This is a genomic window from Bradyrhizobium nivariense, assembly GCF_029846695.2.
Taxonomy (GTDB): domain Bacteria; phylum Pseudomonadota; class Alphaproteobacteria; order Rhizobiales; family Xanthobacteraceae; genus Bradyrhizobium.
On record NZ_JARWCR020000007.1, the window covers coordinates 126139 to 151553 of the forward strand.

Sequence of the window (25415 nt, forward strand, 5' to 3'; positions counted from 1 at the left end):
CGAACGAACTGCGCCGCAGCATCCCTCAAGAGTGTCACATAAGTCTGGAGATCGGGCGGCGAATGCAGCTTTGAGGCCGCTTTCGCGCGTTAGCGTTAAATTTGCCTTCCCCTGAGCGGGAGGGCGCGACCACCGCAAGGAACCATGATTGGCGGATGGCAAAGTTAACCCAACGAGGGAAAACCCCGGCGTTGCAAGGCGCCGCTTGGTACGATGGCGCGTTGGTTCGACAAGGACTGCCGTGACCAGGCTGGACAGACGCGGATTTCTCCTCGGCAGCGCCGCAGCATTCGCGGCGGGCGCGTCGGCGTCCGCAGCGCCGGCGTCGAAACTCGCCCAGCGCCGTCCGGGATTTGGTGCCGCGGCCACGCTCTGGGATCTGCAAGCTGATCCCAGGCTCGGCGAAGCCATCAGCACCTATTGCACGCAGGTGGTGCCGGTGCTCGAGCTGAAATGGCCGATGCTGCGCCCGGACGCGCACACATTTGCGTTCGAGCGCGCCGACGCGATCCTGGACTTCGCCCGGCAGAACGATTTGACGATGCGCGGCCACGCGCTCGCCTGGTATTACGATATTCCGGACTGGACCAAGCAGATCAAGGACGCCAGGGGCGTCGAGCGCGCCTATGTCGACCACATCGGCACCGTCGTCTCCTATTACAAGGACAAGCTGACGTCGTGGGACGTGGTCAACGAGCCGATCCCGGACAATCCGCGCAGTCCAAAAGACCGGCGCGACTCGTTCTGGACGCAGCACCTGGGCAACGGCTGGATTCCGCTGGCGTTCCGCACGGCGGCCGCGGCCGACCCCTTCGTCAAGCTCGCGATCAACGAATACGACATCGAGTCGGCGAAGGACACGTTCATTGCGAAGCGCGCGGCGTACCGCAATCTCATCATGGACCTGCTCGACCAGGGCGTGCCGTTGCACGCCGTGGGTCTGCAATCGCATCTGCATGCCGAGCTCGAAATCGACACCCATGGGCTTGCCGAATTCGTCACCGAGCTGCGCTCCTGGGGCCTTGAGGTGCTCGTCACCGAACTCGATGTCGACGACCAGAAGCTGACGGGGACTCCGGCGGAGCGCGACGCAATGGTCGCCAAGCGCGTCGATGATCTCTTGACCGCGATCTCGACCAGCGGCCCGGTGCGCTCGATCCTGACCTGGGGCCTCTCGGATCGCTATAGCTGGATCAACGGCACTTTTGCCCGCGCCGACAAGCAGCCGAACCGTCCCCTGCCGCTCGACGGCGAGTTCAAGCCGAAGCCGTTCATGGACGTGATCAGCAAATTCACGAGAGACGTGTAAGCGGCTTTATTTTGAGCATGAACTTTTCGGAAAACCGCTGCACGCTTTTCCGGATCATGTTCTAGCGTGTCTTCGGCGTCTCGAATTCGGCCTCGTCGCCCATGTGATCGGGCGAAAGGCTCGGACCGCGACGATCGCGCGAGCTGAGGCGGAACACATTGCGGATGTCGTCGATCGAGGTCGACGAATAGGACTGGATGCAGAGCGCGACCTGCTCGGGCGAAGCGGCGCGCATCATCGCTTCGATGGCGGGACGGTCGAGGCGCGTGTCGTCCCAATGCGAGACCGCGATGCTGTCTTCTGTAACCCGATGGGTCGCCAGATGCGCCGGCGAGCTCGCGACGAAATGGCCATAGAGCAAATATTCCGAGAACTTCTTCTTCCGGCATAGTGCCAGAACCCAGTTCAATCCCGTTGCCGACTTGATCGCGTCGGTCATCGCGCGCGCGGTGTCCTTGTCCCAAACCAGCGCGTTGCCGACATAGTCGTCCGCGGGGAAGGACCTGTCCTTGATGCCAAGGAGCTGATCGACCGTGCGCAGCCACAGCCCATGCAACGGGTGGTCAGCGCCGATGTCCCTCGGGGTGACGAACAGCGGCGTCTTCTCAGCGCCGGCGTATTGGCCGACGTCGAATTCGCGGAAGAACAGATTGTCCGAATCCAGGATGCAGACGCGCTGCTCCGGTGCGTTGAGGACGCCGGCGACCTTGAGGATCTGCTGGATGTGCCAGCCGTGGACGGGTGACGACAGCAGCGAGAGCCAGACGCGCCGTTTGCTGATGAACTGGAGAGCCGGCGGCAGCGCCCGGAGCCATTTCGGCAAATACCGCGAGGCCGGAACGATGACACGCTTGTCGGAAGCGAACCGCGCGAACAGCGGCAAATCCTCATCGTTAACGAGAACATAATGCCGCGTGTAGCCCGTCAACCAGGTGTCGATGCTCTCGCTGAGCAGCGAAAAGCGTTCGATATCCTTGGCGTAGCTGGCGGTCAGCAGGGCAACAGAATGCATGGCGCGCGCTCGTATGGCGATCAGGCCGCAGTCATAGCGGCGCGTCGATGGGCTGGAAACTCACACTCTGAATCAAGGTAAAGCGAAACAGAGATTGACCGCAGGAAAAGACTAGCCTCCGGACGTCAGGCTTCTGACGTAGGCGATCGCTCGCTCAGCTACGGCGGGATCAAGGTTCGTTTTACGTATCCTTTGCTCAATCAGCTCCAGGTCCAAAGGCCGCGTCCCATGGATCGCGCTGACGAACCGCTTGTCCCTCTCATCCAACCTGGCGAGTTTGAACACGACGAGGTCAGCGCAGGCGCCACGCCGGTCACCGTCCGTCCCGCGACTTCAGTTTGCACTCTGACCGCCCGGTTCAGCCAACCTCTCGGGAGCTTAGCCGTCGTCTCATCGACGCCATCGATGTAGAAACCATGCGTACGGTGGAACTGGCTTTCAGATCCAAAAAGGCCGTCGATGTGTTCAGACGCAATTGGCTGCACACCGTCACGTGTGTGCTTGGCCTCCGTCATTTCCCAGACTTTTGCGTTTGCTGGAAAGGCATCGATTTCCGGCGATTGCGTCGCCGCCTCTGGCGCATCGGACATGGAAGCCAGTATCGCCTGACTGCCAACGATGTACACCGTATCCGTGTCAAATGCGAAGGCCAGGGCTCGGACGACTCTAAGCAAATCTTCGAAATCGCGTACTGGGCCGCCCTCAGCCATCACAGACCTCGATCAGAAGCAATTTGAGTGCTCAAGCCGCGTTCAACGATTCTTCTTGCGGCCCTTCGTAGCCGGATCCGCGTATCGTAATCGCCAAAATGAACGCCTTCGGTGAGAAAGAATGGCGACGAATTGCGCAACCTGACCATCTCGCGATCGCGACTGATCAGTTTCACCGCGAGTTCCCCGGTCGGAAGGGCAAGCAGCTCCTGCCACTCGCGTACGAATGGCCAATCTGTGAATTGGTCGGCCTGACGCGCGTGAGCTGCCTTGGCCTTTTCCACCAGGGATGGGTCGCGACGAAGTCTCCGCACGATCAGCCGATGCATCATCAGCTTCGCGGTATCGCCAACCACGCCCTCGTTTAAGCCGTCCTTCATGCGTTCATCCGGAACCAGTTCGAATATAAACAACCTGCCGGGAACAAAAAAGGGCGCAACTTCCCGATAGTTACCGCTTTGGCTCGGCGGGACCTAATCCAACGGCAGCCCCTGCTCGATGCCGCGAAAGCGCAGCGGGGCCAGGGCCGACGCCCGCTGCCACCAATCGGCGACGCGGTCGTCGAGCGCGGTCACACCTCGACCCTGGCCGGGGAAGATCCGGATCCGCTGCACCGCCTCGGCTTCGAACCCCTTGCCCTTGCGCGTGATCTTGAGGGCCGCGCCTTCGCGGTCCCGCTGGGTCAGCGGCACCAGAAGGCGGCCGCGGGGGCGGAGCGAGCGGAGCCAGAGCGGATGCGGAGACGAGAAACCGGCATGCACGATGATCACGTTGGCGGGTTCGCCGATGTCCTCGCATCCGTCACCATGGACGACCGCGACGTTGCGATAGGCGCGAAGATAGCTTGCGGCGCGCGCCGCAAGCCGCTCGTCGCATTCGATTGCATACACCCTGCCCTTTGGGCCCACGATCTTCGACAGCACTGCCGAGAAATAGCCGAGCCCGCAGCCGATCTGGACCACGCGGTCTTTCTCCCCGACGTCGAGCAAATCGATGAAACGCGCCCACAGGCTCGGCAGTCCGGTGTCGAGCTTGCGGCGCGCATCGATCGCGACCAGCACATTGTCCTGAAGATGAACGGGATCGGCATCTGGCGTCAGCCGATAACTGCGCGCCGCCTCGCTCTTGATGCGCCAGGGTCCCTTCGCCAGAAACTTTTCGCGCGGAACAGCGGCGAGGGCTTCGAGCAGGCGCGGTGAGGAGATCCGCTCGCGCTTTGCGATCAGCTCCACGTAACGCGCGCGCGAGGCGACAAGATCGCTCATCGCACGGGGTCAGCCCGTTCGCGCACCGGCGCGTCCGCACCGAGCTCGTTGATCAGCTGCATCGCCTGCTTCAGGTCCGGCGTGTAAAAGCCCTCGCTGAACTTGCCGACAATCGGTGCGAGCAGGAGACTTGCGTGCTCGCGCTTGCCGGCTTCGAGCGACAGGCGCGCCAGGCTGACGGCGGTGCGAAGCTCCCAGGACAGCGCGCCCTGCTTGCGCGCGATCTCCAGCGACAGGCCGAACAGGTCCTCGGCCTCCTGCACCGATGCCGGATCACCGCCCGACAGGGTGATCTCGCCCTGCAGGCGGTAGACTTCGGCGAGATAGGAGTGATCACCGGTCCGTCTCGCGGTCGCGAGCGCGCCGTCCAGCGCGCGCAAGGCGGCATCGCGCATCCCGACCTTGGCGTAGGCCTCCGCAAGCAGGCAGCGGAACCAGCAGCCGGCGAGCCAGGAATCCATCGCTTCGTATTCGTCGAGGCCGAACCGCATCTGGCTGAGGCCTTCATCGGCCTCGCCGAGCTGCGCCAGCGCCCAGCCGCGCAGGATCGCCGCCTGCTGCTTCCAGTGCAGGAAATTGTGCTCGGTGGCGATGATCATGGCGCGGTTGGCGTGGTCGCGCGTGCCCTCGACATCGCGCAAATGCTGGCAAAGATAGGCGCCGAACACGAGCGCGAAGGCGAGCGTGAAGGGGTGGCGGATCTTCTCGGCGTTCGCGATCGCCTGCTCGCTGTGCTGGCGCGCCGCGTCGGGCCGGCCGAGGAACCAGAGGAGGTAGCCGAGATAGGACAGCGAGACGACGCCGGGATCGGTGCCGTGCCGCTCCATCAGATCGGAGTGCAGATCGGGGCTGTAGAGGTTGATGCAGCGGTGCAGGTGGTGCTGGGACGCAGCAAAGCGGCCGCGATAGAGCATGGTCATCGCGATCGAGCGGTGCGCCTCGATCAGATAGCCGGTCTGCTGCGCCGGCTGTGTCCGCTCGTTCAACCGCTCGCGCTTGGCGAACTTCAACAGCTCGACGCTGAGATCGTGCGCGCGGGTGAGATCGGCGCGGATGAAATGACAGACCCAGAGCCCGCGCGTGGCGGCGAAGGCCTTTTCGTCGTCGTCGAGCTGCTGGCCGAGTTCGAGGGCGCGGATGTAGTTCTCCTCGACCTCCTGCACGGCATAACCTTTGGCGGCGATCAGCGCGTTGCCGAGCGCGATGCGCAGCTCGAGCTCCATCTCGTCGGCGCCCTGCATGCGCGCATTGGCCTGCACGACGCTGAGGCCGCGGCGCAGATGGCCGATCGCCTCCAGATTGGCGCCGCTCTTGGCCGCCTGCTTGCCGGCCTTGAGCCAAAAGCTGGCGGCACCCTCGCTCTGGCCGGATTCGGTCAAATGATGGGCGAGCAGTTCCGGTTCGCGCTCGGTCTTCTCCGGATACATCTCGGCGAGCACCTGGGCGATCCGGGAATGCAGCTTGCGCCGCTCGCTGTGTAGCAAGCTCGCATGCGCGGCGTTCTGAATCATCACGTGCTTGAAGGAGTAGAGCGCGTCGGGCGGATGGCCGCGGCGCATGATCAGCCCGGCCTCTTCCAGATGATTGAGTGCGGCCTCGATCTGTTCGGCGGGCGTGTTGGCGACCGCGTGCAGCGTCTCGTAGGAGAATTCGCGGCCGATGGTGGCGCCGATCTGCGCGATCCGCTTGAACGGCCCCATCCGGTCCAGCCGCGCCATCAGCGAGTCCGTCAGCGTCGCCGGGATCGCGAGCTGCCGCCACGGACCCGACAACACGTAGCGCCCGTGCCGTTCGGTCAGGAGGTTGGATTCGAGAACCGTCTTGGTCAGCTCTTCCAGGAACAGCGGCACGCCGTCGGTCTTGACGATGATCTCCTCGACGACCTCCTTGGGAAGTTCACGTCCCGCCACGCGCTCGACCAGCGTCGCGCGCAGCTGCCGGCTCAACCGGTTCAGCACCAGCGTGGTGAGGTGCGAATGCGCGTTCCAGCTCGGCTGGAATTCAGATCGCGCTGTCATGATGACGAGGACCGGCCGGTTCTGCACCCGGTCGACCAGGAGGTCGATCACCTCGCGGGAAGTCGGGTCGATCCAGTGCAGATCCTCGAACGCGACCACCAACGGCAGCTCGCGCGCAAGGCCGAGGAAATGATTGACCAGCGCCGCGACGGTCGCATCCTTTTGCTGCTGCGGCGACAGCTCAAGCGGCGGATAGCGGTCACCGGTGGGAATGGACAACAGCGCGGCAAACAGCGGCGTAACCTGCTCGATGTCACCATGAGCGGCGGCGATCGCGGTCTCCAGGTTCGCCAGCGACTGCGCGGACGCATCCTCGCGGTCGAGACCGAGAGAGAATTTGAGCTGCTCGGCGAACGGATAGAACGCGGTGGAGGTGTAATAGGGCGAGCACTGGAACGAAACCTGTCCATGGCGATCGCCCGCGATGCGCTCGAAGATTTCCTGGATGATGCGCGACTTGCCAATGCCGGGCTCGCCGAACTTGACCACGACCTGGCCGTCGCCGTCCTTGACCTGCTGCCAGCGCCCGATCAGCAGCGCAATCTCCTCCTCGCGGTTGACGAGCGGGGTCAGCCGCGTGCCCATGGCGGCGGCGAAGCGGGTCTCCACCCGCGAGGCGCGCATCACGTGCCAGGCCTGCGCTTTCTCCGAGATGCCCTTCAGCGCGTGGACGCCGAGATCGCGGTAGTCGAACTTCCCCTTCAGCAGCGACTGGGTCGAGGCGGAAATCACCACACCGTTGGGCGGCGCCAGGCCTTGCAGGCGCGCGGCGAGATTGACGGTTTCTCCGACCGCGGAGTCGCGCTCCTCGGTGCCCTGTCCGACGAGGTCGCCAACCACGACGAGACCGGTCGCGATGCCGATGCGGACGGCGGGTGAGTGGCTGAGCGCACCACGCGGCTCGATCGCGCGCGCTGTCGACAGCACCCGCACGATCTCGAGCCCCGCGCGCACCGCGCGCTCGGCGTCGTCCTCATGTGCGGTCGGATAGCCGAAATAGACCAAAATGCCGTCCCCGACGAAGCGGGCGGCAAAACCTTCGTAATGCTTCACTACGCGGACACAGGTTTCGCGGAAGCTCGCGATCATATCGCGCACGTCTTCCGGATCGAACTGCACCGAGAGCGAGGTGGAATCGACCATGTCGCAGAACATGGTGGTGAGCTGACGCCGCTCGGCACCGACCTCCGTCCGGGTTTGCGGGCGCGCCGCCGCGTCGGGCTTCTCCGCTGTTTCGGCCCGGAACAACGCGGTCATGGCCCGCTGGAGCCGCTTCCGATCGCCGAGCGGCAATCCGAGCTCGACGAGATCGGATTCGGTCAGGTCCCCCATGACGTCGAGATCGAGACGGTGCTGCGCGAAAAGATCGGTATAGTGGCCGAGACCGATGCCCTCGAGCCAGCGCTTCAGCCCGCCTTCCGTTCCCGTGCCCGGCTCATTCTCCAGCATGGTGATTCTGCCCGACCAATCACTCCGTCGAAGCGCTTAGGGCCCCTCAACCACAGATTTTGGGGCCAAAACTTCACCTCAGACTGGACGCGTTCCCTTAGTTCTTGGAAGAATAGCCCAATCGGATCAAAAGGGAACGGAATTGTCGGACGTCACACTCCCAGCACCGCAGGGATCAGCCGGCACGACGGCCGACACGAAGATATTCGCGCATATCGGCGGCCTTCTCGATTTCCATGCCCGCAGGACGCCGACGGCCCCCGCCCTCCTCGCCCCTGGCCGGCCGGGCCTCAACTACGGCGGGCTTTCCGACCGGACGCAGGATCTCGTCCGCACGCTGCGCGGGCTCGGCATTGCCCCTGCCGACCGGGTTGCGGTTGCGCTGCCGCGCGGCGCCGACAGCGCACTGGCCCTGATCGCGATCGCATCAAGCTGCGCCTGCGTTCCCGTCAATCCCGACCTGACGGCGGACGAGCTGCAACGCTATTTCAGCGAATTGAAGCTGACGGCGCTGGTCGCCCGGGCTGACACGAACTCGGCGAGCCGCGATGTCGCCAAGGCGCTCGATCTTGCGGTGATCGATTTCGTGCCGGGGCCGCAAAACGATCTCGGCGGCTGCGCGTTCGTCGGATCGGCGGTCGGACCGGCAAACGGCAGCGGCGCCTCGCGCGGCGACGATGACGCGTTCATCCTGCTGACATCGGGCACGGCGGCGCGGCCGAAGATGGTGCCGCTGACGCATCGCAATGTGTGCCTCTCCGCCTATAATGCCGGCCGCGTGCTGTCGCTCGCGTCCCACGATCGTCTGCTCAACGTCCTGCCGCTGTTTCACGCCCATGGCTTGATCTCCGGCCTGCTGACGGCGCTGGCCGCGGGCTCCAGCGTGATCTGCACCGATGGTTTCGACGCTTTCTCCTTCTTCGGCTGGATGCGGCAGCTGCAACCGACCTGGTACACGGCAGTACCGACCATCCACCGCGCGCTGCTGACGGCGGCGGAAGCGACCCCGGACCTCGCCCGATCGTCGTCGCTGCGCGTGATCCGCTCCGCCTCGGCCTCGCTTGCGCCTGCGATCCTCGACGGGCTGGAAGCGACGTTCGGCGTTCCCGTGCTCGAAACCTACGGCATGACGGAGGCAGCCTCGCAGATCGCGGCCAATCCGTTCGAGCTGCGCAAGGTCGGATCGGTCGGCCGCGCCGCGGGCCCCGAGATCGCAATCATGGACGAGACGGGCCGCGCGCTCGCGAGCGGCGAGCACGGCGAGATCATGCTGCGCGGACCGAACATGAGCCGCGGCTACTATAATGACGAGGCGGCGACGCAGGCTGCCTTCCGCAACGGCTGGTTCCGGACCGGCGATCTCGGCTATCTCGACGCCGACGGCTATCTCTTCATCGTCGGCCGTATCAAGGACGTCATCAACCGCGGCGGGCAGAAGATCTCGCCGCTGGAGGTGGAAGAGGTGCTGCTCAGCCATCCGGCGGTGCTGGAGGCCGGCGTATTTGCCGTCCCGCACCAGAAGCTCGGCGAGAACGTCGCCGCCGTCGTGGTGCTGCGGCCGAATTCAGAGGCGACCTCGGACCAGTTGCGCCAGTTCGCGCGGAAACGACTCGCGGCCTACAAGGTGCCGAGCCTGATCCGCGGCGTGGCGATGCTGCCGAAAGGCGCCAGCGGCAAGGTCAAGCGCAACGCGCTCGCCGAGCTGATCGCAACGGCGGGCGGCGGCGACGGGGCCCGTCTGCCGCGCAACGCGCTGGAGACCCAGCTCGCCGGGATCTGGGCCAATTTGCTGGAGCTGCCGCAGGTCGGGGGCGATCAGGACGTGTTTGCGCTCGGCGCGGACTCGCTCGCGGTGACGCAGATGCGCTCGCGCCTGCGCGAACGCTTCAACGTCGACTTTTCGTTCGAGGACATCTTCGATTGCGCCACGGTCGCCGCGCTTGCGGCCCGGCTCGAGACCGCCGCAACCCATCGCGAAACGATGCTGCCGGCCTGGCGCCAGGCCGCGGAAGCAGACGCACCGCTGTCGTTCCAGCAACAGCGGATGTACGTGCTCTCGCGGCTCGACCCGACCCGCTACAACTACAACGTGGTCGAAGTCGCGCTCCTCAAGGGCCAGGTCGACGTCGCCGCGCTTTCTGCGAGCCTCGCCGCGGTCTCTGCGCGCCATGAGGCGCTGCGGTCGATCATCATCGAACGCGAGGGCGAGCCGGCGCAGCTTGTACTGCAATCGCCGCCACGGTTCGAGCGGATCAAGCTCAAGCCCTGCCCCGCGGACAAACGAGCCGCCGTTATCAGGCGTGAGGCGCTCGGGCTCGCGCAATATCCGTTCGACCTTGCGCGCGAGGCACCGCTGAAGGTCACGCTGCTGTCGTTCGACAATCGCAGCCACGCGCTGGTGGTCAACGTCCATCACCTCGCCACCGACGGTTGGTCGCAGCGGCTGTTCTGGGAAGAACTCGCCGCCCATTATACGGCAGCGCGCAAGAACGATGTGGCGGCACTGCCTTCGCCCGCTTTCCAGTATCGCGACTTTGCGCTCTGGCAGCAGAGCTGGGCGCAGACGCCCGCCGCCAAGGAGCAACTCGACTATTGGCGGGCGCAGCTCGGCGGCATCACCACACTGCCGCTGCGGACCGACCGGCCAAGGCCGGAGGTCTGGAGCGGTCACGGCGCCCGTCGCTATCTCGAATTCTCCAAGACTCTGTCGGCCGACCTGCGCGCGCTGAGCCAGAACCAGGGCGTCACGCCGTTCATGACCCTGCTCGCCGTGTTCCAGTGCCTGCTGTTCCGCCACACCGGACACGAGGATGTCGCGACCGGCTCGCTGATCGCCAACCGCAACCAGATCGAGAGCGAACGCTTGATTGGGCTGTTCGCCAACACCCTGATCCTGCGCAACGATTTTGGCGGCGATCCGAGCTTCGGCGAAATCTTGCGACGGGTACGGCAGGTCACGCTCGATGCCTACCGCAACCAGGACCTTGCGATCGAGGAAGTCCTGCGCGCGCTTCAGATCGCGCGAAGGAGCGACGGCAATCCGCTGTTCCGGATCATGTTCATCCTCCAGAACGCCTCGATCGAGGCGGCACCTTTCTCCGGCATGTCGACGCGGCGGATCGAGATCGATCCAAAGGTGGCGCGATTCGACATCACGCTCGAACTGGTCGAGGCCGACGGCCGCTTCACCGGCTTCTTCGAATACGCCACCGATCTGTTCGACGCGGCGACGATCGAGGGCATGACTGCTCAGTTCAAGACCCTACTCAAATCCGTCATCGCCGATCCGGAGCAGCGCATCGCGCACCTGCCACTCCTGACCGAGGCCGAACGCCGGCAGTTGCTGGCGAAAGGCCGGGGCGTGCCGGCCAATTTCACCACGCGCGGCAACCTGAGCGAACGTATCGACCGCCAGGTCAAGAAGACGCCAAACGCGATCGCGGTGTCGGACGGCCGCACATCCCTGAGCTATCGCGAGCTGGCGCGCCGCAGCCAAGGGGCCGCGCGCTGGCTGGCCAGGGAGGGCATCGGCGCCGAGGCCGTGGTCGCCTTGCTTGCGGAGCGCGGCCCCGACCTGCTCGCCGCGATGATCGCCGTGCAGCGCGTGGGCGCTGCCTTCCTCAATCTCGATCCCGACCAGCCGCCGGCACGGCTCGCGACCATCCTCGGATCGAGCTGCGCCCGCATGCTGCTGACCGGGCGCGCGCAGTCATCCATCGTCGAGGCGCTGCTCGAACCGCTGGTCGAGCGCATCCAAATGGCCGCGCTCGAAGACGCGGTCACGCCAGGGGCGACCAAGCCGGCCCGCGCGGCACGACGCGCGGCTTCCAGCCTCGCCTATCTCGTCTACACCTCCGGCTCCTCCGGGGCGCCGAAGGGCGTCATGATCGAGCAGCGCGGGCTGTCGAACCATCTGGCCTCGCTCATCTCCGAGCTCGGCCTCTCGTCCCGGGACGCGATCGCGCAGACCGCGCCGCAGAGCTTTGTCATCTCGGTGTGGCAGCTCCTCGCGGGGCCCATGGTCGGCGCGCGCGTTCATGTCTGCGGCACCGCGATCGTGCGGGACCCGATTTTGCTCGCGCGGGAGATCGAGCGCGAGGGCATCACGGTGCTCGAGATCGTCCCATCGCTGCTGCGCGTGATCCTCGATCGCATGGATGAGGCACAGGTCCGACGCGCCTTTGCGAGGCTGCGCCTCCTGATCTCGACCGGCGAGCCGCTGCCCATCGATCTCTGCAAAGCCTGGTTCGCCCGCTGTCCGAAAGTGCCACTGATCAATGCCTATGGCGCGTCGGAATGCTCCGACGACGTTTCGCTGCATCGCCTGACCAAGGCGCCGGCGACCACGACGGGCAATGTCCCGGTCGGCGCGCCGCTGCCGAACACACAGATCTACGTGCTCGACGCAAGCCTGCAGCCGCAGCCGGTCGGCGTGACTGGCGAGCTCTGCATCGGCGGCGCCGGAATCGGCCGCGGCTATGTCAACGATCCCGCGCAGAACCGGCAGCGCTTCCTGCCCAATCCGTTCTCGCGCCAGGCCGGCAGCCGGCTGTATCGGACCGGCGACCTCGCCCGCCGCCGCGCCGACGGCACGATCGAATGCCTCGGCCGCGCCGACCATCAGGTCAAGGTCCGCGGCTACCGTATCGAGCTCAAGGAGATCGAGAACGCGCTTGCCGACCACCCGAGTGTGCGCGCCGGCATCGTCGAGCCGCGTCGCGAGACGAGCGGCGATGTCAGGCTGATCGCCCATATCGTCGCAGGGTCCGGCAGCCGGAGCAGCGCCAGCGAGCTGCGCGAGTTCCTGAAGAGCCGGCTGCCGGACCATGCCATCCCGTCCGCGTTCCTGTTCCTGGATCAGGTGCCGCTCAATGCCCATGGCAAGATCGACCGGACCGCACTGCTGGCGCCGGCGCAGCAGGAAGCCTTCGGACCGGATGCGGCCGTGCCGGCGCGGCGCTTCACCGAAAAGGTGCTGTCCGACATCTGGATCGACCTGCTGAAGGTCGAAAACCTGGGCATGACTGACAATTTCTTTGATCTCGGCGGCCATTCGCTGCTGGCGGGCCAGGCGATGGCGCGCGTCGCTCGGGCGCTCGGCGTGTCGCTGCCGATCAAGACCATCTTCGAGGCACCGACGATCGACGAGCTTGCCCGGCGGGTCGACGAGGCCGTGGCAGCAAAGCCGCGCAAGCCGGCCGCAAGTTCAGCAAGGCTGGCTAGAGCGAGCCTGGCCGAAAGCGGCCCTCCCACGCTCTCGATCGCGCAGGACCAGATGCTGCGGATCGAGCAGAATCTTCCGAAGCTGCCGCTGTTCAACCTGCCCTTCGCCTTCCGTCTCCAGGGGCCGCTCAATCGGGCCGCGCTGGCGCAGGCGATCGACGACGTCGTGCGCCGGCACGAATCGCTGCGGACCCATTTCGGCTGGAGCGGCGGGGAGCCCGTCAGCCGCATCGCCGCGCCCGGCGCCCTCGGCCGTGTCCTGACTGTCGAGACGATCGGCGACGGTCAGCCCCACAACAACAAGCGGCGCAAGGCCCTGGAGCTCCGCAAGATCGATCTCCTGATCGAACAGGAGACCTATGCCCCGATCGACACCACGCGCGCGCCGCTGCTGCGCGCCCGGCTGTTGCGGCTCCACGACGGCGATCATGTGTTGCTGCTGACGCTGCACCACGCCGTCGTCGACGGCTGGTCGATCGGCGTTCTGTTCGAGGAATTGTCCAACCGCTATGCGGCGTTGGCCGGCTATCCCTCGGTGCCGCTGCCGAAACTGCCGCCGGCCTTTTCGGACGTCGCGCGCTGGCAGCGCTGGTGGTGCGGCACCGATGCCGCCCGCCGTCAGGCGGCCGACTGGACTGAGAATTTGCGCGGGGCGGCCGCCCTCTTCGAGGGCGAATCAAGCCCGGGCGCGTCCACGGGGCACCATCCGGTCAGTCTCGAGCGTCAGCTGATCGGCCGGCTCACGGCATTTGCCGGCCAGCACAATGGCACGCTGTTCATGTGCCTGCTGACCGGCCTGAAAGCCCTGCTGCTGGCGCGGACCGGCCGCAACGACATCTCGGTCGCCACCGCCATGGCCAATCGCGCCCAGCCGGACACCGACCGGATCGTCGGTCCGTTCGAGAACACGGTGATCGTTCGCACCCAAATCACCCCGGAGCTGTCGTTCGCGCAGGCCCTGGCCCGGGTCCGGCAGAGCGTGCTCGACGCGCATGCGCGGCAGGAACTGCCGTTCAACATCCTGGCCGACCATCTGGAGCAGGAGGGGGTAGATCCAGCCTCGCTGCTCCAGGTCTATTTCACCCTGCAAAATCCGCTGCGCCAGCCGCTCGATCTCCCTGATCTCGCGACAGGGTCGATCGGCAACATCGCGCGCGAAGGCCAGCCAGTGCTGCCGATCGACCCGACCTGGCTGTCGCTGATGCTCAAGGAGCGGCCGACCGGAATCACCGGTTCATGCAATTACAAGAGCGAGCTGCTCGACGGCGGTACGGTCGGCCAGTGGATGGAGGATCTCGTCGCACTGCTCGGGGCGGCGGTCGCCCAACCCAACGCGCCGCTCGGCCGATTGCTCAATCGCAGGGCGGCATGACCGGCCGTACAGCACGGGCGAATACGGGTTCACTCGTCAAAGCTGCGAATAGCCAAGTTGCATCTTGATTATTTGGCGCCACCGCGCAAGATTATTCTCGCGTTTTGATTTGGACGATTATTTTCAACCGGGGGAGTTAGTTATGGGTTTCATCAAATTTACCAAGGGCACCTCGTTGAGCGACAAGGACCGCAAGGCCCTGCAGAAGCTGCTCGGCGCCGAGAAGAAGAAGCTGCAGTCCGCGCTGAAGGACGTCGACGCCAGCATTTCGATGCTGGGTGGGGCCAAGAAGGCCAAGAAGAAGAAGAAGTAAGGCTCTGCAGCCGGGACGCCGCACGAATCTTCAGGCTTCGGTTTTCGGACTTCAGTTTTCAGATTTTGGCCGCTCGCCTGTCGAGTTGGGGTCTCGCACAAGCTTGCGCCCGTAAACCGGCCAGCAATCGACAAGGATTCGCCCGAGTGGACCGCTAGAAGCGGTCCGCTCAGTTAATTCTTGCTCAGTTGATTCTTCCGTCATGGCAGGGGATTTGGCCCCGGCCTGACGCCATGGGCCTAATTGATGGCAGACGACAGAATTGAACTGTTTGTCGGACTGATCGAGACTTTTGACGCGCCGGGTGCGGTTGATACGTGCCGGCGACTGCTCTCGGTCGACGAACGAGTACGAGCCGACCGCTTCAAGTTCGAGCGGCACCAGCGGCAGTATATTTTCGCGCACGCGATGTTGCGCCTTGCGCTCTCGCACGTCGCGCCGAATGTCGCACCCACCGACTGGTCATTTATGGCCGGCCGTTACGGGCGGCCATTTGTCGCAGCGCCCAAGACCTCGACCGCGCTGCATTTCAGCCTGTCCCATGCCGACGGCTGCGTTGCCTGCGTCGTATCCAGGCACGAAGCCGTCGGCGTCGACGTCGAGACCGTGTCACGGCGCGTCGCTCCGCTATCCACCGCGCTTCGGTTCTTCGCGCCGGAAGAGGTCGAAACGCTGCGCGGACTGCCGGAGCCCGCCGCGATCGAGCGCTTCTTCGACTACTGGACGCTGAAAGAAGCCTATCTGAAGGCCAGGGGTTTCGGCCTCAATTTGCCGCTCGATGCCTTCGCGATGCAGGTGTCGCGCGAGGCCATCGAGATCAGCTTCAAGCCCGATATCGCCGACGATCCGGAAGGCTGGCGCTTCTCGCTTTGCTCGCCGTCGCCCTCGCATCGCCTGGCGATTGCCGACGGCTCCCGCGCGACCGGCGGCCTTCCCATCACCCGCAATGCGTGGCCGCTGCAGGAAGCGGCTGAATGACGCCGCCGCGGCTGCGCGTCTTTCCCGCGATTTCGCGCAACCGCGATCCCAAGAAATATGTCGGCGAATTGATGCAGGTGGCGCAGTTCGCCGACCGCAACGGCTTCGAGGGCATTCTGCTGTTCGAAGGCAACGACGTGTTCGTCGAGCCCTGGGCGATGGCCCAGCACATCATGGCCGAGACGACGCGGTCTTCGCCGCTGATCGCGGTCAATCCGGTCTACATGCACCCGTTCACGGCGGCAAAATTCGTCTCGTCCTTTGCGCAGCTCCACGGCCGCAAGGTCTATCTCAACATGATCACGGGGACGGCGGTCAGCGATCTGCAGGGGCTGGGCGACGAGCAGTCGCATGCCGACCGCTATATCCGGCTCGGCGAATTCGTCGCGCTGATGCGTCAGCTGCTGGCAAGCCCGCGGCCGGCGACTTTCGAGGGACGGTTCTACCGCACAAGCAATCTGCAACTGCGGCCGCGCCTGCCGGCGGAGCTGATGCCGGAATTTCTGGTCGCGGGCCAGTCCGAGCCGGCACAGCGCGTGGCGAAGGAGACCGGGTGCATCAAGATGCAGATGCTGCCGCCAGATCTCGAACGCGGCCTCGATGTATCAGGCATGAATTTTGGAATTTTCGCGCGCGAGAGTAGTGAGGAGGCGCGACAGGCGGCAAAGGCGCGTTTCCGCGACAATCCCGACGATCGCGAGCTGCTCGCGCTCACCGTGGAGAACAGCGACTCCGTGTGGAAGCGGCGGCTGTATGAAGGCCAGAGCGGCGAGCTCGCGGACAACGGCTATTGGCTGCTGCCGTTCCTGACCTTCCAGGCCGACTGCCCCTACCTCGTCGGCAGCTACGAGGAGATCGGCGCGAAGCTGAAGGAGTTTGCCGCGAAGGGCCTGACCACGATCATGCTCGACATGGTCGCAGACGAGACCGAGATGCAGCACGTCTGCAAGGCGCTCGCGGCGAGCGGGATGTTTTAGGACCTCACCCCAAGCGGACTGAGCCGCGCCAGCGGCTCGGTCCCTTCCGGCCGCCGCAAGAGCTGCATGACATGCCGCTTCAGGCGCACGAACTCGGGTTCGGTGACGAGGTCCTGGCTTCGCGGCCGCGCGAACGGCAGCACGACATCCTCGATCACCCGACCGGGTCTTGCGCTCATCACGACGATGCGATCGGCGAGGAACAAGGCCTCGTCGATATCGTGGGTGACAAAGACCGTGGTCGTCGGAATCTTGCTCCAGATGTCGAGCAGGACCTCCTGCATCATGCCGCGCGTCTGCGCGTCCAGCGCACTGAAGGGTTCGTCCATCAGCAGCACCCGAGGCTGGTTGATCAGGACCCGCGCAATTTCGACGCGCTGCTGCATTCCGCCTGACAGTTGCGCCGGATAGAACGCCTCGAAGCCGGAAAGGCCGACCAGCTTCAGGATGGAGTCCGCGGCGAGGTCGCGTTCTCTTCTTGCCAGGCCGCGCATCTTCGGACCGAAGGCAACATTGTCGCGGACCCGTTTCCAGGGAAACAGCGTATGTTGCTGAAATACCATTCCCCGATCGGGGCTCGGCCGCTGGATTGACTGCCCGTCGACCGTGAGCCGACCTGCCGTGATCTGCAGATGTCCGGCCAACGCGCCGAGTAGCGTGGACTTGCCGCAGCCGGAGGGACCGAGGATGCAGACGAGCTCGCCCGGCGCAATCGCGACACTAAGGCCACTCACTGCCTCGAACGCATCGCTGCCTTCACCAAGCGAGATCGAGACATCGGCGATGTCGATGCGACCAACACTCTTCGCGTCGATATCCGCGACCCGAAGGTTCATCGCGCCACCCGCGGGTTGCGCCAGGGCATCAGAAGGCGCCCGGCGGTCGTCAGCAGCCAGCTCGAGCCCATCCCGAGCAGGCCGATGATCAGCATGCCGACGATGATGTCGGCATAGTTCTGGAGCGTGTACGCCTCCCAGGTGTAATAGCCGATGCCGAACTGACCGGAGATCATCTCCGCGGTGACGAGGCAGAACCACGACGTGCCCATGCCGATCGCGAGCCCGGTGACGATGCTGGGTGCGGCATCCGGCAGCACCACTTCGCTGAGAATCGCGAGACCGCCCGCGCCGAGACTGCGCGCCGAGGCGACCAGCCGGCGGTCGACATTGGCAACACCATGGACCGTGTTCAGCACGATCGGAAACAAGGCGCCGATGAAGGTGATGTAAATCATCGACAGCTCGGACGACGGGAACATCAGGATCGAGAGCGGTATCCACGCCACGGCCGGAATCGGCCGCAGCAATTCGAGCGGCGGCAGCAACAGGTCACTCGCGGCGCGCGAGCGGCCGATCGCGAAACCGAGGATCACGCCGATCACGACCGCGGCTCCGTAGCCTGCGAAGACCCGCCAAAGGCTACTGCTTATATGCGCCACGAGCTTCGGCGATTGGAACAGGGCGACGGCGGATTGAACCACCTCGACCGGCGGGGGCACGTTGCGGAAGGTGACGATTCCCAGATTGGCGTGAGTTATCGAAGCGATTTGCCACAGCCCGACGCAAGCCAGGATCGAAAGGCCGCGGACCACCCACCGGATGCCGGCGGGCCGGCTGGTCTGAAGTGCGCGCTTCATCGCCTCACCGGCTCGCGACGAGGGACTCGCGCGCGGCGCTAAAATCGAGGACCGCGCCGCCGTTCTGCTTCGACCAGTGCTCGGCCGCCCGCTTGAGCAGAAACGCACTCAACTCGCCCTCGGAGGACCGCACGAACCAGGCATGGCTTGCGAACAGCTTGATGCCGCTCTCACGATCCTGGGCATAGACGACGCGGATGGCTTTGCCTTCCTTCTCCAGTCCGGCGAGCGCCTTCAGCGCGTTCTCAGGCGAGGCGTAGTGGCGCACACGAGGCTCGTCCCTGACCCAGATCTGCGCGACGCGGGTGAAGTCGCGGATATCGGCACCCGTCGCCGCATCCTTGGCTTTCAGCGGAAGCTGCGCATAGTTCTTCAACTCCGCGTCATAATCCCGCCCGATCTGCGCGGTCGCAATCCGGATGAACTTGTCGGTGACGAACTGATTGACATCCAGATCGCTGTCCGCACGCTTGAGCAACTTCAGCGTCTTGATCGACGTGGCGACGGCCTGGCGGTATTCCGGCTTCCAGGTCACATCGCGGGTCTGAAGACCGAGCGGGCCGTGGAAGAGGTAGTCGACCTCGGCCTCGATGCCGGTCACCTTTGCGATCAGCTCGCTGTACTTCTCCGGCTCTTCCGCGATCAACCGATCTGCCTCCAGCGCGGCGCGCAGATAGGCGACGACGATCTCCGGGTATTTGTCGGCATAGTCAGCATCGACCAGTCCGCCATGGAACGTCGGCGCGTTCGCCTGCGCACCGTCGAAAATCTTTCGCGCAAAGCCGCGCCACGGAAACAGCTCCGCGAAGGGCACGAAGTCGGCATGCGCCTCGATCTTGCCCGCCTGCAAGGCAGGCCCCGCAACTTCAGGCGCCTGCGTGATGATGTTGACGTCGGTCTCGGGGTTCCAGCCCTTGGACTCGATGGCCCGGAGCAGCATGCCATGCGAGGTCGAGGCAAAGGGAACGGAGATGGTCTTGCCTTTGAGCTCGTCGAGCGACTGCACCGGCGAGTTCGAGGGCACCACGATTCCGTTGCCGCTGCCCTTGGTGCTGCCGGACAGCACGCTGATGAAGAGGCTGCGGCGTCCCGCCTTCTGGAAAGCCACGCCGTTCAACGAGCCCGGAAAATCGGCCATCGCGCCGAAATCGAGCTTGCCTGCGACCATCTCGTTGGTCAGCGGCGCGCCGCTGGTAAAGTTCTTCCACTGGATGTCGTAGATGACATCCTTGTACTTGCCGTCATGCGGCAGGAATTTTTCCAGCAGCTTGAGCTCGCGAATGAGTAGTCCGCCGGTTGCGCAGTTGATGGTCGTATCCTGCGTCCCGACCGCGACCCGGATCGTCTCCGCCTGCGACGGTCCGAACATGGCAATCGTCATGGTCACGACGGCCGCACTGATTTTCAAAGAGCTGAAATCGATCATCGAACTGTCCTCGGAGGCCGGCCCCGTGCCGGCGGCAACGCGCGGCGGGACTATCGAAGGCGCGACGCTGGGGTTGAAGCAATTACTTGCATCGCTGTTGCTGCCGCTCGCGCCGTGATTAGTCGTGCAGCGGCGCAAAGGATTTTCTCAAGACAAAGCCATCGACAGGGGAATCGTTTCGCTGTCGCGCGCTTCGCATATCAAGCTTTGCTAAGTGGTTTGGAACGATCGCAAAGAGATGGACACCGCCCCACCCCCGCTCTTACCTATTCGCAAAATATCTGAGAGCTGACGGATTGCGATGACCATACTCAAGGAAGCTGCCGCGACCGAGCCTGCCGCTTTCACCGACCGGCCTCATCCAGGCGTCCAGTTCGACTGGACCGACCGCGAGAAGTCGCGGCCGAGCCGCAGCGCACGCGCCAAGACCGCAAGCTCGGCGCTGTTCATGAGCGAGACGATCGACGGACTGAACGCCGGCGCGCATTTCCTCGATCGTTTGTCGGCGCCGGAGCAGGCGCGCGTGCACGCGGCCGGCCGCACGATCACGGTACCGCAGGGCGAGACGGTGTTCAGCCAGGGCGACGGCCACGACGGCATCTTCATCATCCGTCGCGGGCAGGTGCGGGTTTACTACACGGCGCCGTCGGGGCGCGAGATCACGCTCGCCTATTGGACGCCAGGACATTTCATAGGAGGCCCTGAGATCTCGGGCGGCGGCGTTCATATGTGGTCCGGCATCGCCATCGAAGCCTGCGAGATCACAGTGCTGTCCGGGCCCGCGCTCGAAAAGCTCTTGACCGGCATGCCAAGCTTCGCACTGGCGCTGATCGACGGCCTGATCGCCAAGGGCAAATGCTACTCCTCGATGGCCCAGATCCTCGGCACGCGCTCGGTGATCGAACGGCTGGCGCAGTTCCTGCTCACCTTGTCGGAGCTTCATGGCGCTGCCGACGGCGATACCATCGTCATTAGCCGCAAGATCACCCATGACCAGATCGCCGCCATGGTCGGCTCGACCCGGCAATGGGTCACGATGATGCTGAAGCGCTTCCAGAACCGCCGCATCATTGCCATCGACGGCAGCAGCATCCGGATCAGGCGGATCGACCTGCTGGAGCAGATTCTGTTCAAGGATTAGAAGGCAGTCCCCCTCACCGCGCCTCTTCAAACCCCGCCAGCACCGAGGTCAGGTTCGCACCCAGAATATCCGAGAGATAACCGCCCTCCTGCACGAACACGGTCGGCAGGCCCATCTTTGCGATGGCCTGGCCGATGCGGCGGAAGCCGGGCGTGGTGACGGCGAGGCCCTTCAGCGGATCGTGCTCGGAGGCGTCGAGACCGAGTGCGATGACGAGGGCTCCGGGCGCAAAGGATTCGATCGCCTTGCGTGCGACGTCCATCGCCTGGATGTAGCCGTCATCGCCGGTGCCGATCGCCAGGGGAATGTTGAGATTTGTGCCGAGGCCGGCGCCTTCGCCACGCTCATGCGCATAGCCCCACACGTAAGGATAATACGCGACGGGATCGGCGTGGATCGAGACCGTGTAGACGTCCGGGCGCGCGTAGAAGATGCCTTGCGTGCCGTTGCCGTGATGGACGTCGACGTCGAGGATCACGACTCGTTCGTGCCTCTGCCGCAGATGCGCCGCCGCGATCGCGCTGTTGTTGAGGAAGCAGAAGCCGCCGGCCATGTCGCGATAGGCGTGATGGCCCGGCGGACGGCAAAGCGCGTAGGTCGCATCCTCGCCATCCATCACCATCTGTGCCGCCGTGACCGCAACGTCGGTCGCGGCGCAGGCCGCAGCCCATGTGCCCGCGCCGATTGGCGCCGCGGTGTCGGCGCTGTGCCAGCCGAGTCGGCCTACGATGTGAGTGGGATAGGTCGCGGCATGGCGCACCGGATGGATGTTGCCGATCATCTCCGGACCGGAATCGCCGAGCGCGGTCCACGCGTCCCTGGCTTCGCTCAGGAACGACAGATATTCCGGGCTGTGAATGCGCGCGCGGGGGCCTTGCCCGAATGTGATCGGCTCGACCAGCTGATGCTTGCCGTCCTTCAACCCCTTGAGCAGGCGGTCGGCACGCTCAGGCTGCTCCGTGGTGCGCTTGACGACACCGCGAACCAGGAAGAATTGCGGATCGTGGCTGCGATGCAGTTCGGTATGGACGGCTTTCACTCAAACACTCCGTGGTCGCATGCTTTTCGATGGCCACAGATGTCTTGATCTCCGCAGCAGCGAGATGCAAGCAAGAAGAATGCCGGCTCTGCCGCGGTGCCCTGCGCCGGGAGCAGATCGCTCGTGAATCTCAGCAGCGCCGGCGCTGGAGGCAGTGCTCGCGGCCCTGCTGGTCGGTGCGGAAGGACTCGACGAAGCCGCCCTGACGCTGGGTGACGAAGACGGTCTTGCCGTCGCTGCCGCCGAAGGCGAGGTTGGTCGGCTCCTTGCCCTTTAGCGCAATCTCCCGCTCGACCGCGCCATTGGCCTTCATCAACGTGATCGTGCCCTTGAGGATGCGCGCGACATAGAGGCGGCCGGCCACGTCGGTGCGCAGGCCGTCGACGGTGTCGGGCTGAAACGCCTTGACGAGTTTTGGACCGGTGAGCTCGTTGCCGCCGACGGCGTAGGACCAGATCTGGCCGCTGCTGGATTCCCCGACATAGAGCGTCTTGTCATCAGGGCTGAGATCGATGCCGTTGGTGGTGCCCATCGCGCGCGGCGCCGACATGACCTGTCCCTGCACCGTTCCGTCGGCTCCCTTCGCGATGCGCCAGATGTGGCCTTCCCTGCCCTTCCAGTTCGGATCACTCGCGTAGATCGTGCCGTCGCGGGCGATGGTGATGTCGTTGGGCTGGTTCATCTCGTCGGAGTGAAACCAGATGGCGGGCTCGGTTGCTCGCTTCGGGATCGCGAAGATGTTGTGCTTCTTGTAGTCGGCGATGAACATGGTGCCGTCGCGCGCGAAGCGGATGGCGTTGCCGACGCTGCCCTCGGGCAGCGCCGTGAACAGCTCCGACGCCGCCCCGCCCACAGGCAGCTTGCCGATGGTGCCGGGCTTGCCAAAATTGACCACGAAGAGATTGCCATCGAGATCGGCGGCCGGCCCTTCGATGCCAAACGTGTATTCGCCCGGCGGCGTCATCTGCACGCTTTCGAACAGTTTTGTTTCCGCTCGAGCCGGCGCCGTCGCAAGAAAGAGAACAACGCTACTGCACAGGCACCAGAAATTCCTGCCGGATGTAATAGCCATCGTCGTCGCTGCACTCGCCATTCAAATAGGGATCGGCCGGCCGGAAGAAGCGGCTGAAGCCGGGTTTGTCTACAGCGTTCCTTTGTGTCACGACGACGACCTTGGCGGCCGGCATTTCGCCGCATTCCTTGTTCGTTTTTCCAAAGAACTTGCGCTGCGGCGGGCCGGATTTGATCCGCATCCGGGTGCCCGGAACCATCTTTGCAACCAGCAGATCCGCCGTGTCGAGCAGGCGCGTGTAACCAGGTTCGGCCTTCGGCAGGCCTTCGCCACCCGGCGGCATCAGCTTCTCCGCGCCTAACCCACGAAGCCGCGTGCGCAGCTTGCCGGAGTCGGGATCGCCTGGATAGATCCAGCCATCCTGCGACAGCATGAAGCGAAGCACCGTCGCGTCCTTCTGTGCGTCCGATTGGCCGGGCTTCAGGCCGAAATCCGAGTGACAGCCGACGCAGTGCTTTTCGACGAGGCCCTTGCGCAGCGTGGTGAGGCGGGTGCTGTTTTGCGCGTCCCTGGCAACGAAGATCGCGAGTTGATCGATCAGCGCCTGGCTGCGCATGTCGCAGGGCAGTGGTTGCGCAGGATCACCCGCGGCGCGATCGATGCGGATCACGGTCTGGTTCTTGTCCTCGACCAGCCAGATCGCGCCGTCCTCCGCGACCGTCATGCCGACGGGGGCACCCTGCGGCCGCGCGCCGTTGACGCGGTGCCAGCCTGCGATCAGCTCCTCGAACGGCGCGGCGGCGACGTCGCCGGCCCCGGTCTGAAAGCTGTGGGTCGAATCAGCCGCGCAACTGACGTGGTAGCGCACCGGCGCCGGGGCAGGCTTGGGAAAGCCGTGATCGTCAACATCGTAGACGAGGACACGGCTGCCGGTCGGGCGATAGCCATGCAGGCCGACCAGCAGCTTGCCTTCCAGCTCCGGAAATTTGGCGCCGTGATAATAGAGCATCGCGAGCGGCGCGCCGTGCGGCGGCAGCAGCGAGAACGGCGCCTTGTAGAGAGCGTTGGCTGTGCACAGCGATTTGTAGATCCCCGACTGCAATACGAGCTTAAATTCGGGACTCGGCGTCGACAGATCGTAGCAATAGGGCCAGCCATAGTGCCTGCCCTGCTCGATCGCGTTGATCTCCTCGTTCGGCTTGAAAATGTCAGGCAGGTCGCGGCCGTTCTCGGCTTGCAGGAAGGCATAGCCGGCATCGGGAAAGTTCGGGTGCAGCGCCAGTGCCATCGAGTTGCGCAAGCCGCGCGCATAGACGACGTGCGCCGGGTCGGGATCGCCAGGCTTCAACGCCGGGAAGATGCCGCCCGGGGGCGGCGTGAACAGCCAGATCGATGCCATCGCGGAAGCGCCCTCGGCCGCCGCGCAAGGTTTCGTGATCGGCGCCGGCGTGATGCAGTCGTCGCTGTGCGAGCCGACATTGACGAACAGCCGGCTGTTCTTGTCAAAGATAAACTGCTTGAGCGGATGTGCGCTCTCGTCGACCCTGGTGCCGTCGGGCAATGTGATCCGGCGGCCGGGCATGTGACGGATGATGGTCTCGACCGTGTCGCGCGGATTGTCGGCGAGCGGATCGAACCGGAAGATCGTCTCCGCCGTCGACGCATAGAGCTTCTTGTCCGGGCCGATCGCGAGGCCGAACGGATACTCAACGCCGGTCAGCAATTCCCTGAACCGCTGGCCTTGGGGTGCGCGCGGGTCGAGCAGCAGCAGCCGGCCATCGGCGTGGCCCCAGCCCGCCATGTCGGCGACCACGAACAGGTCACGGCCGGGCACCTGGATGATCGAGCGCGGGAATTTCAGCCGATCCTCCTCGCTGGCGACGAGGCCAGCGCAAAATCCCGCCTTCAAGTCGATCAGGATTTTTGGAAAAGCCAGATCGGCGCTGCCGCAGGTCTCCGTGCCGATGGCATAGCCGCTCTTGCGGACCGGTTCTGATGAGCCTACCGAGGCGAGGGTCAGCAGGACCACCAAGGCGCCCGCGCATGCGCGCAGGCTTCGGCTTTCACGCCAAGATGTGAGGTGGTTCACGGTAGCCTCCCGGACTTTCCGTCCAAAGTTGTTCCATGCCGCGGGAACGTCGTCCAGTTGATCAACACCCCCTTGTGATCAAACCCGCAGGGGTCTTCGTCCCGACCAATGTCCGTAGATTCCCTTACCGGGCTCGCCCCGAATGTTTCGCGAATGCTTCGGGTGGTATTGCTTTGCCGTCCCAATCGCTTTCTGAGGAGGCGTGTATGGTTCAGATGTATTTCCATTGTTCCAATGCCGAGGGCACGCTGGTCGACCGGTACGGCACTGCGGTCGCCAATCTGAACGAGGCCCGCGACCGTGCCGATCAGATCATGCGCTCGATGATCCTGACGCCCGGGACCGAGGACTGGCGCGACTGGGTGATCCATGTCAGCGGCGACGACGGCGAGGAGATCTTCGACCTCCCCTTCACTGCCATGCTCGGCAAGCCGCACTGAGGTGAT

At 64.6% G+C, this 25415-nt stretch carries 19 protein-coding genes; 8 read left to right on the forward strand and 11 right to left on the reverse strand.

Features of this window, described 5'->3' with window-relative positions:
* Positions 1 to 241: 241 nt before the first annotated feature.
* Positions 242 to 1309 (forward strand): endo-1,4-beta-xylanase, encoded by a 1068-nt coding sequence (locus tag QCM77_RS08625; protein WP_279666907.1) that lies wholly within the window; start codon positions 242 to 244, stop codon positions 1307 to 1309.
* A 61-nt stretch (positions 1310 to 1370) separates the two neighbouring features.
* Here QCM77_RS08625 and QCM77_RS08630 read toward each other — a convergent pair whose 3' ends face one another.
* The 5 genes from QCM77_RS08630 to QCM77_RS08650 form a co-directional block, all read right to left on the reverse strand.
* Positions 1371 to 2321 (reverse strand): DUF6492 family protein, encoded by a 951-nt coding sequence (locus QCM77_RS08630; protein WP_279666905.1) that lies wholly within the window; start codon positions 2319 to 2321, stop codon positions 1371 to 1373.
* Positions 2322 to 2521: 200 nt separating this feature from the next.
* Positions 2522 to 3031: a hypothetical protein gene (locus tag QCM77_RS08635; protein ID WP_279666903.1), complete on the reverse strand. Its 510-nt coding sequence runs from the start codon at positions 3029 to 3031 to the stop codon at positions 2522 to 2524.
* Positions 3031 to 3411, reverse strand: coding sequence for a hypothetical protein (locus tag QCM77_RS08640; RefSeq protein ID WP_279682863.1), 381 nt, complete (start codon positions 3409 to 3411; stop codon positions 3031 to 3033). The genes QCM77_RS08635 and QCM77_RS08640 overlap by 1 nt, the downstream gene beginning before the upstream one ends.
* 93 nt (positions 3412 to 3504) lie before the next feature.
* Positions 3505 to 4296: a protein-L-isoaspartate O-methyltransferase family protein gene (locus QCM77_RS08645; RefSeq protein ID WP_279666901.1), complete on the reverse strand. Its 792-nt coding sequence runs from the start codon at positions 4294 to 4296 to the stop codon at positions 3505 to 3507.
* On the reverse strand, positions 4293 to 7763 hold the full coding sequence (locus tag QCM77_RS08650) for an ATP-binding protein (RefSeq protein WP_279666900.1): 3471 nt from the start codon (positions 7761 to 7763) through the stop codon (positions 4293 to 4295). Before QCM77_RS08650 ends, QCM77_RS08645 begins: the two co-directional genes overlap by 4 nt.
* A gap of 142 nt (positions 7764 to 7905) precedes the next feature.
* Here QCM77_RS08650 and QCM77_RS08655 point away from each other — a divergent pair, with 142 nt between their 5' ends.
* From QCM77_RS08655 to QCM77_RS08670, 4 genes are all read left to right on the forward strand, one after another.
* Positions 7906 to 14358, forward strand: coding sequence for a non-ribosomal peptide synthetase (locus tag QCM77_RS08655; RefSeq protein WP_279666899.1), 6453 nt, complete (start codon positions 7906 to 7908; stop codon positions 14356 to 14358).
* Between the two features lie 142 nt (positions 14359 to 14500).
* Positions 14501 to 14671, forward strand: a complete 171-nt coding sequence (locus QCM77_RS08660) for a hypothetical protein (protein ID WP_279666898.1) — start codon at positions 14501 to 14503, stop codon at positions 14669 to 14671.
* Positions 14672 to 14917: 246 nt separating this feature from the next.
* Positions 14918 to 15649: a 4'-phosphopantetheinyl transferase family protein gene (locus QCM77_RS08665; protein WP_279666897.1), complete on the forward strand. Its 732-nt coding sequence runs from the start codon at positions 14918 to 14920 to the stop codon at positions 15647 to 15649.
* Positions 15646 to 16626 (forward strand): LLM class flavin-dependent oxidoreductase, encoded by a 981-nt coding sequence (locus tag QCM77_RS08670; RefSeq protein WP_279666896.1) that lies wholly within the window; start codon positions 15646 to 15648, stop codon positions 16624 to 16626. Before QCM77_RS08665 ends, QCM77_RS08670 begins: the two co-directional genes overlap by 4 nt.
* Here the strand turns inward: QCM77_RS08670 and QCM77_RS08675 are convergent.
* From QCM77_RS08675 to QCM77_RS08685, 3 genes are read right to left on the reverse strand one after another with little or no spacing between them, the layout of a single operon-like run.
* Positions 16623 to 17462, reverse strand: a complete 840-nt coding sequence (locus tag QCM77_RS08675; protein WP_279666895.1) for an ABC transporter ATP-binding protein — start codon at positions 17460 to 17462, stop codon at positions 16623 to 16625. The genes QCM77_RS08670 and QCM77_RS08675 overlap by 4 nt on opposite strands.
* Complete coding sequence (locus QCM77_RS08680; protein ID WP_279666894.1) at positions 17459 to 18262, reverse strand: ABC transporter permease; 804 nt, start codon at positions 18260 to 18262, stop codon at positions 17459 to 17461. The genes QCM77_RS08675 and QCM77_RS08680 overlap by 4 nt, the downstream gene beginning before the upstream one ends.
* 4 nt (positions 18263 to 18266) lie before the next feature.
* A complete protein-coding gene (locus QCM77_RS08685; RefSeq protein WP_279682864.1) occupies positions 18267 to 19631 on the reverse strand; it encodes an ABC transporter substrate-binding protein in 1365 nt (454 codons plus the stop codon).
* Between QCM77_RS08685 and QCM77_RS08690 the strand changes: the two genes are divergently transcribed.
* On the forward strand, positions 19630 to 19806 hold the full coding sequence (locus QCM77_RS08690; RefSeq protein WP_279682866.1) for a hypothetical protein: 177 nt from the start codon (positions 19630 to 19632) through the stop codon (positions 19804 to 19806). The two genes, QCM77_RS08685 and QCM77_RS08690, sit on opposite strands and share 2 nt — an antisense overlap.
* Positions 19807 to 19989: 183 nt before the next feature.
* Positions 19990 to 20829 carry a Crp/Fnr family transcriptional regulator gene (locus tag QCM77_RS08695; RefSeq protein WP_279666892.1) on the forward strand — a complete coding sequence of 280 codons (840 nt, stop codon included), beginning with the start codon at positions 19990 to 19992 and terminating at the stop codon, positions 20827 to 20829.
* 13 nt (positions 20830 to 20842) lie between these two features.
* Here QCM77_RS08695 and QCM77_RS08700 read toward each other — a convergent pair whose 3' ends face one another.
* From QCM77_RS08700 to QCM77_RS08710, 3 genes are all read right to left on the reverse strand, one after another.
* Positions 20843 to 21868 carry a histone deacetylase family protein gene (locus QCM77_RS08700; protein ID WP_279682868.1) on the reverse strand — a complete coding sequence of 342 codons (1026 nt, stop codon included), beginning with the start codon at positions 21866 to 21868 and terminating at the stop codon, positions 20843 to 20845.
* Between the two features lie 130 nt (positions 21869 to 21998).
* Positions 21999 to 22940 carry an SMP-30/gluconolactonase/LRE family protein gene (locus QCM77_RS08705; RefSeq protein WP_279666890.1) on the reverse strand — a complete coding sequence of 314 codons (942 nt, stop codon included), beginning with the start codon at positions 22938 to 22940 and terminating at the stop codon, positions 21999 to 22001.
* The gene (locus tag QCM77_RS08710; protein WP_279666889.1) at positions 22897 to 24969 is read right to left on the reverse strand and encodes a PQQ-dependent sugar dehydrogenase; all 2073 of its coding nucleotides are present in this window, start codon (positions 24967 to 24969) and stop codon (positions 22897 to 22899) included. Before QCM77_RS08710 ends, QCM77_RS08705 begins: the two co-directional genes overlap by 44 nt.
* 206 nt (positions 24970 to 25175) lie before the next feature.
* On the opposite strand from QCM77_RS08710, the gene QCM77_RS08715 reads away from it, so the two are divergent.
* Complete coding sequence (locus QCM77_RS08715) at positions 25176 to 25409, forward strand: DUF6894 family protein (RefSeq protein WP_279666888.1); 234 nt, start codon at positions 25176 to 25178, stop codon at positions 25407 to 25409.
* Positions 25410 to 25415: the final 6 nt, after the last annotated feature.

Excerpts from the sequence above, each read along its gene's own strand:
- QCM77_RS08630 (WP_279666905.1), bottom strand. The coding sequence starts at position 2,321 with ATGCATTCTGTTGCCCTGCTGACCGCCAGCTACGCCAAGGATATCGAA.
- QCM77_RS08635 (WP_279666903.1), bottom strand. The coding sequence starts at position 3,031 with ATGGCTGAGGGCGGCCCAGTACGCGATTTCGAAGATTTGCTTAGAGTC.
- QCM77_RS08640 (WP_279682863.1), bottom strand. The coding sequence starts at position 3,411 with ATGAAGGACGGCTTAAACGAGGGCGTGGTTGGCGATACCGCGAAGCTG.
- QCM77_RS08645 (WP_279666901.1), bottom strand. The coding sequence starts at position 4,296 with ATGAGCGATCTTGTCGCCTCGCGCGCGCGTTACGTGGAGCTGATCGCA.
- QCM77_RS08650 (WP_279666900.1), bottom strand. The coding sequence starts at position 7,763 with ATGCTGGAGAATGAGCCGGGCACGGGAACGGAAGGCGGGCTGAAGCGC.
- QCM77_RS08660 (WP_279666898.1), top strand. The coding sequence starts at position 14,501 with ATGGGTTTCATCAAATTTACCAAGGGCACCTCGTTGAGCGACAAGGAC.
- QCM77_RS08665 (WP_279666897.1), top strand. The coding sequence starts at position 14,918 with ATGGCAGACGACAGAATTGAACTGTTTGTCGGACTGATCGAGACTTTT.
- QCM77_RS08670 (WP_279666896.1), top strand. The coding sequence starts at position 15,646 with ATGACGCCGCCGCGGCTGCGCGTCTTTCCCGCGATTTCGCGCAACCGC.
- QCM77_RS08675 (WP_279666895.1), bottom strand. The coding sequence starts at position 17,462 with ATGAACCTTCGGGTCGCGGATATCGACGCGAAGAGTGTTGGTCGCATC.
- QCM77_RS08680 (WP_279666894.1), bottom strand. The coding sequence starts at position 18,262 with ATGAAGCGCGCACTTCAGACCAGCCGGCCCGCCGGCATCCGGTGGGTG.
- QCM77_RS08690 (WP_279682866.1), top strand. The coding sequence starts at position 19,630 with ATGGCAATCGTCATGGTCACGACGGCCGCACTGATTTTCAAAGAGCTG.
- QCM77_RS08685 (WP_279682864.1), bottom strand. The coding sequence starts at position 19,631 with ATGTTCGGACCGTCGCAGGCGGAGACGATCCGGGTCGCGGTCGGGACG.
- QCM77_RS08695 (WP_279666892.1), top strand. The coding sequence starts at position 19,990 with ATGACCATACTCAAGGAAGCTGCCGCGACCGAGCCTGCCGCTTTCACC.
- QCM77_RS08705 (WP_279666890.1), bottom strand. The coding sequence starts at position 22,940 with ATGGCTATTACATCCGGCAGGAATTTCTGGTGCCTGTGCAGTAGCGTT.
- QCM77_RS08715 (WP_279666888.1), top strand. The coding sequence starts at position 25,176 with ATGGTTCAGATGTATTTCCATTGTTCCAATGCCGAGGGCACGCTGGTC.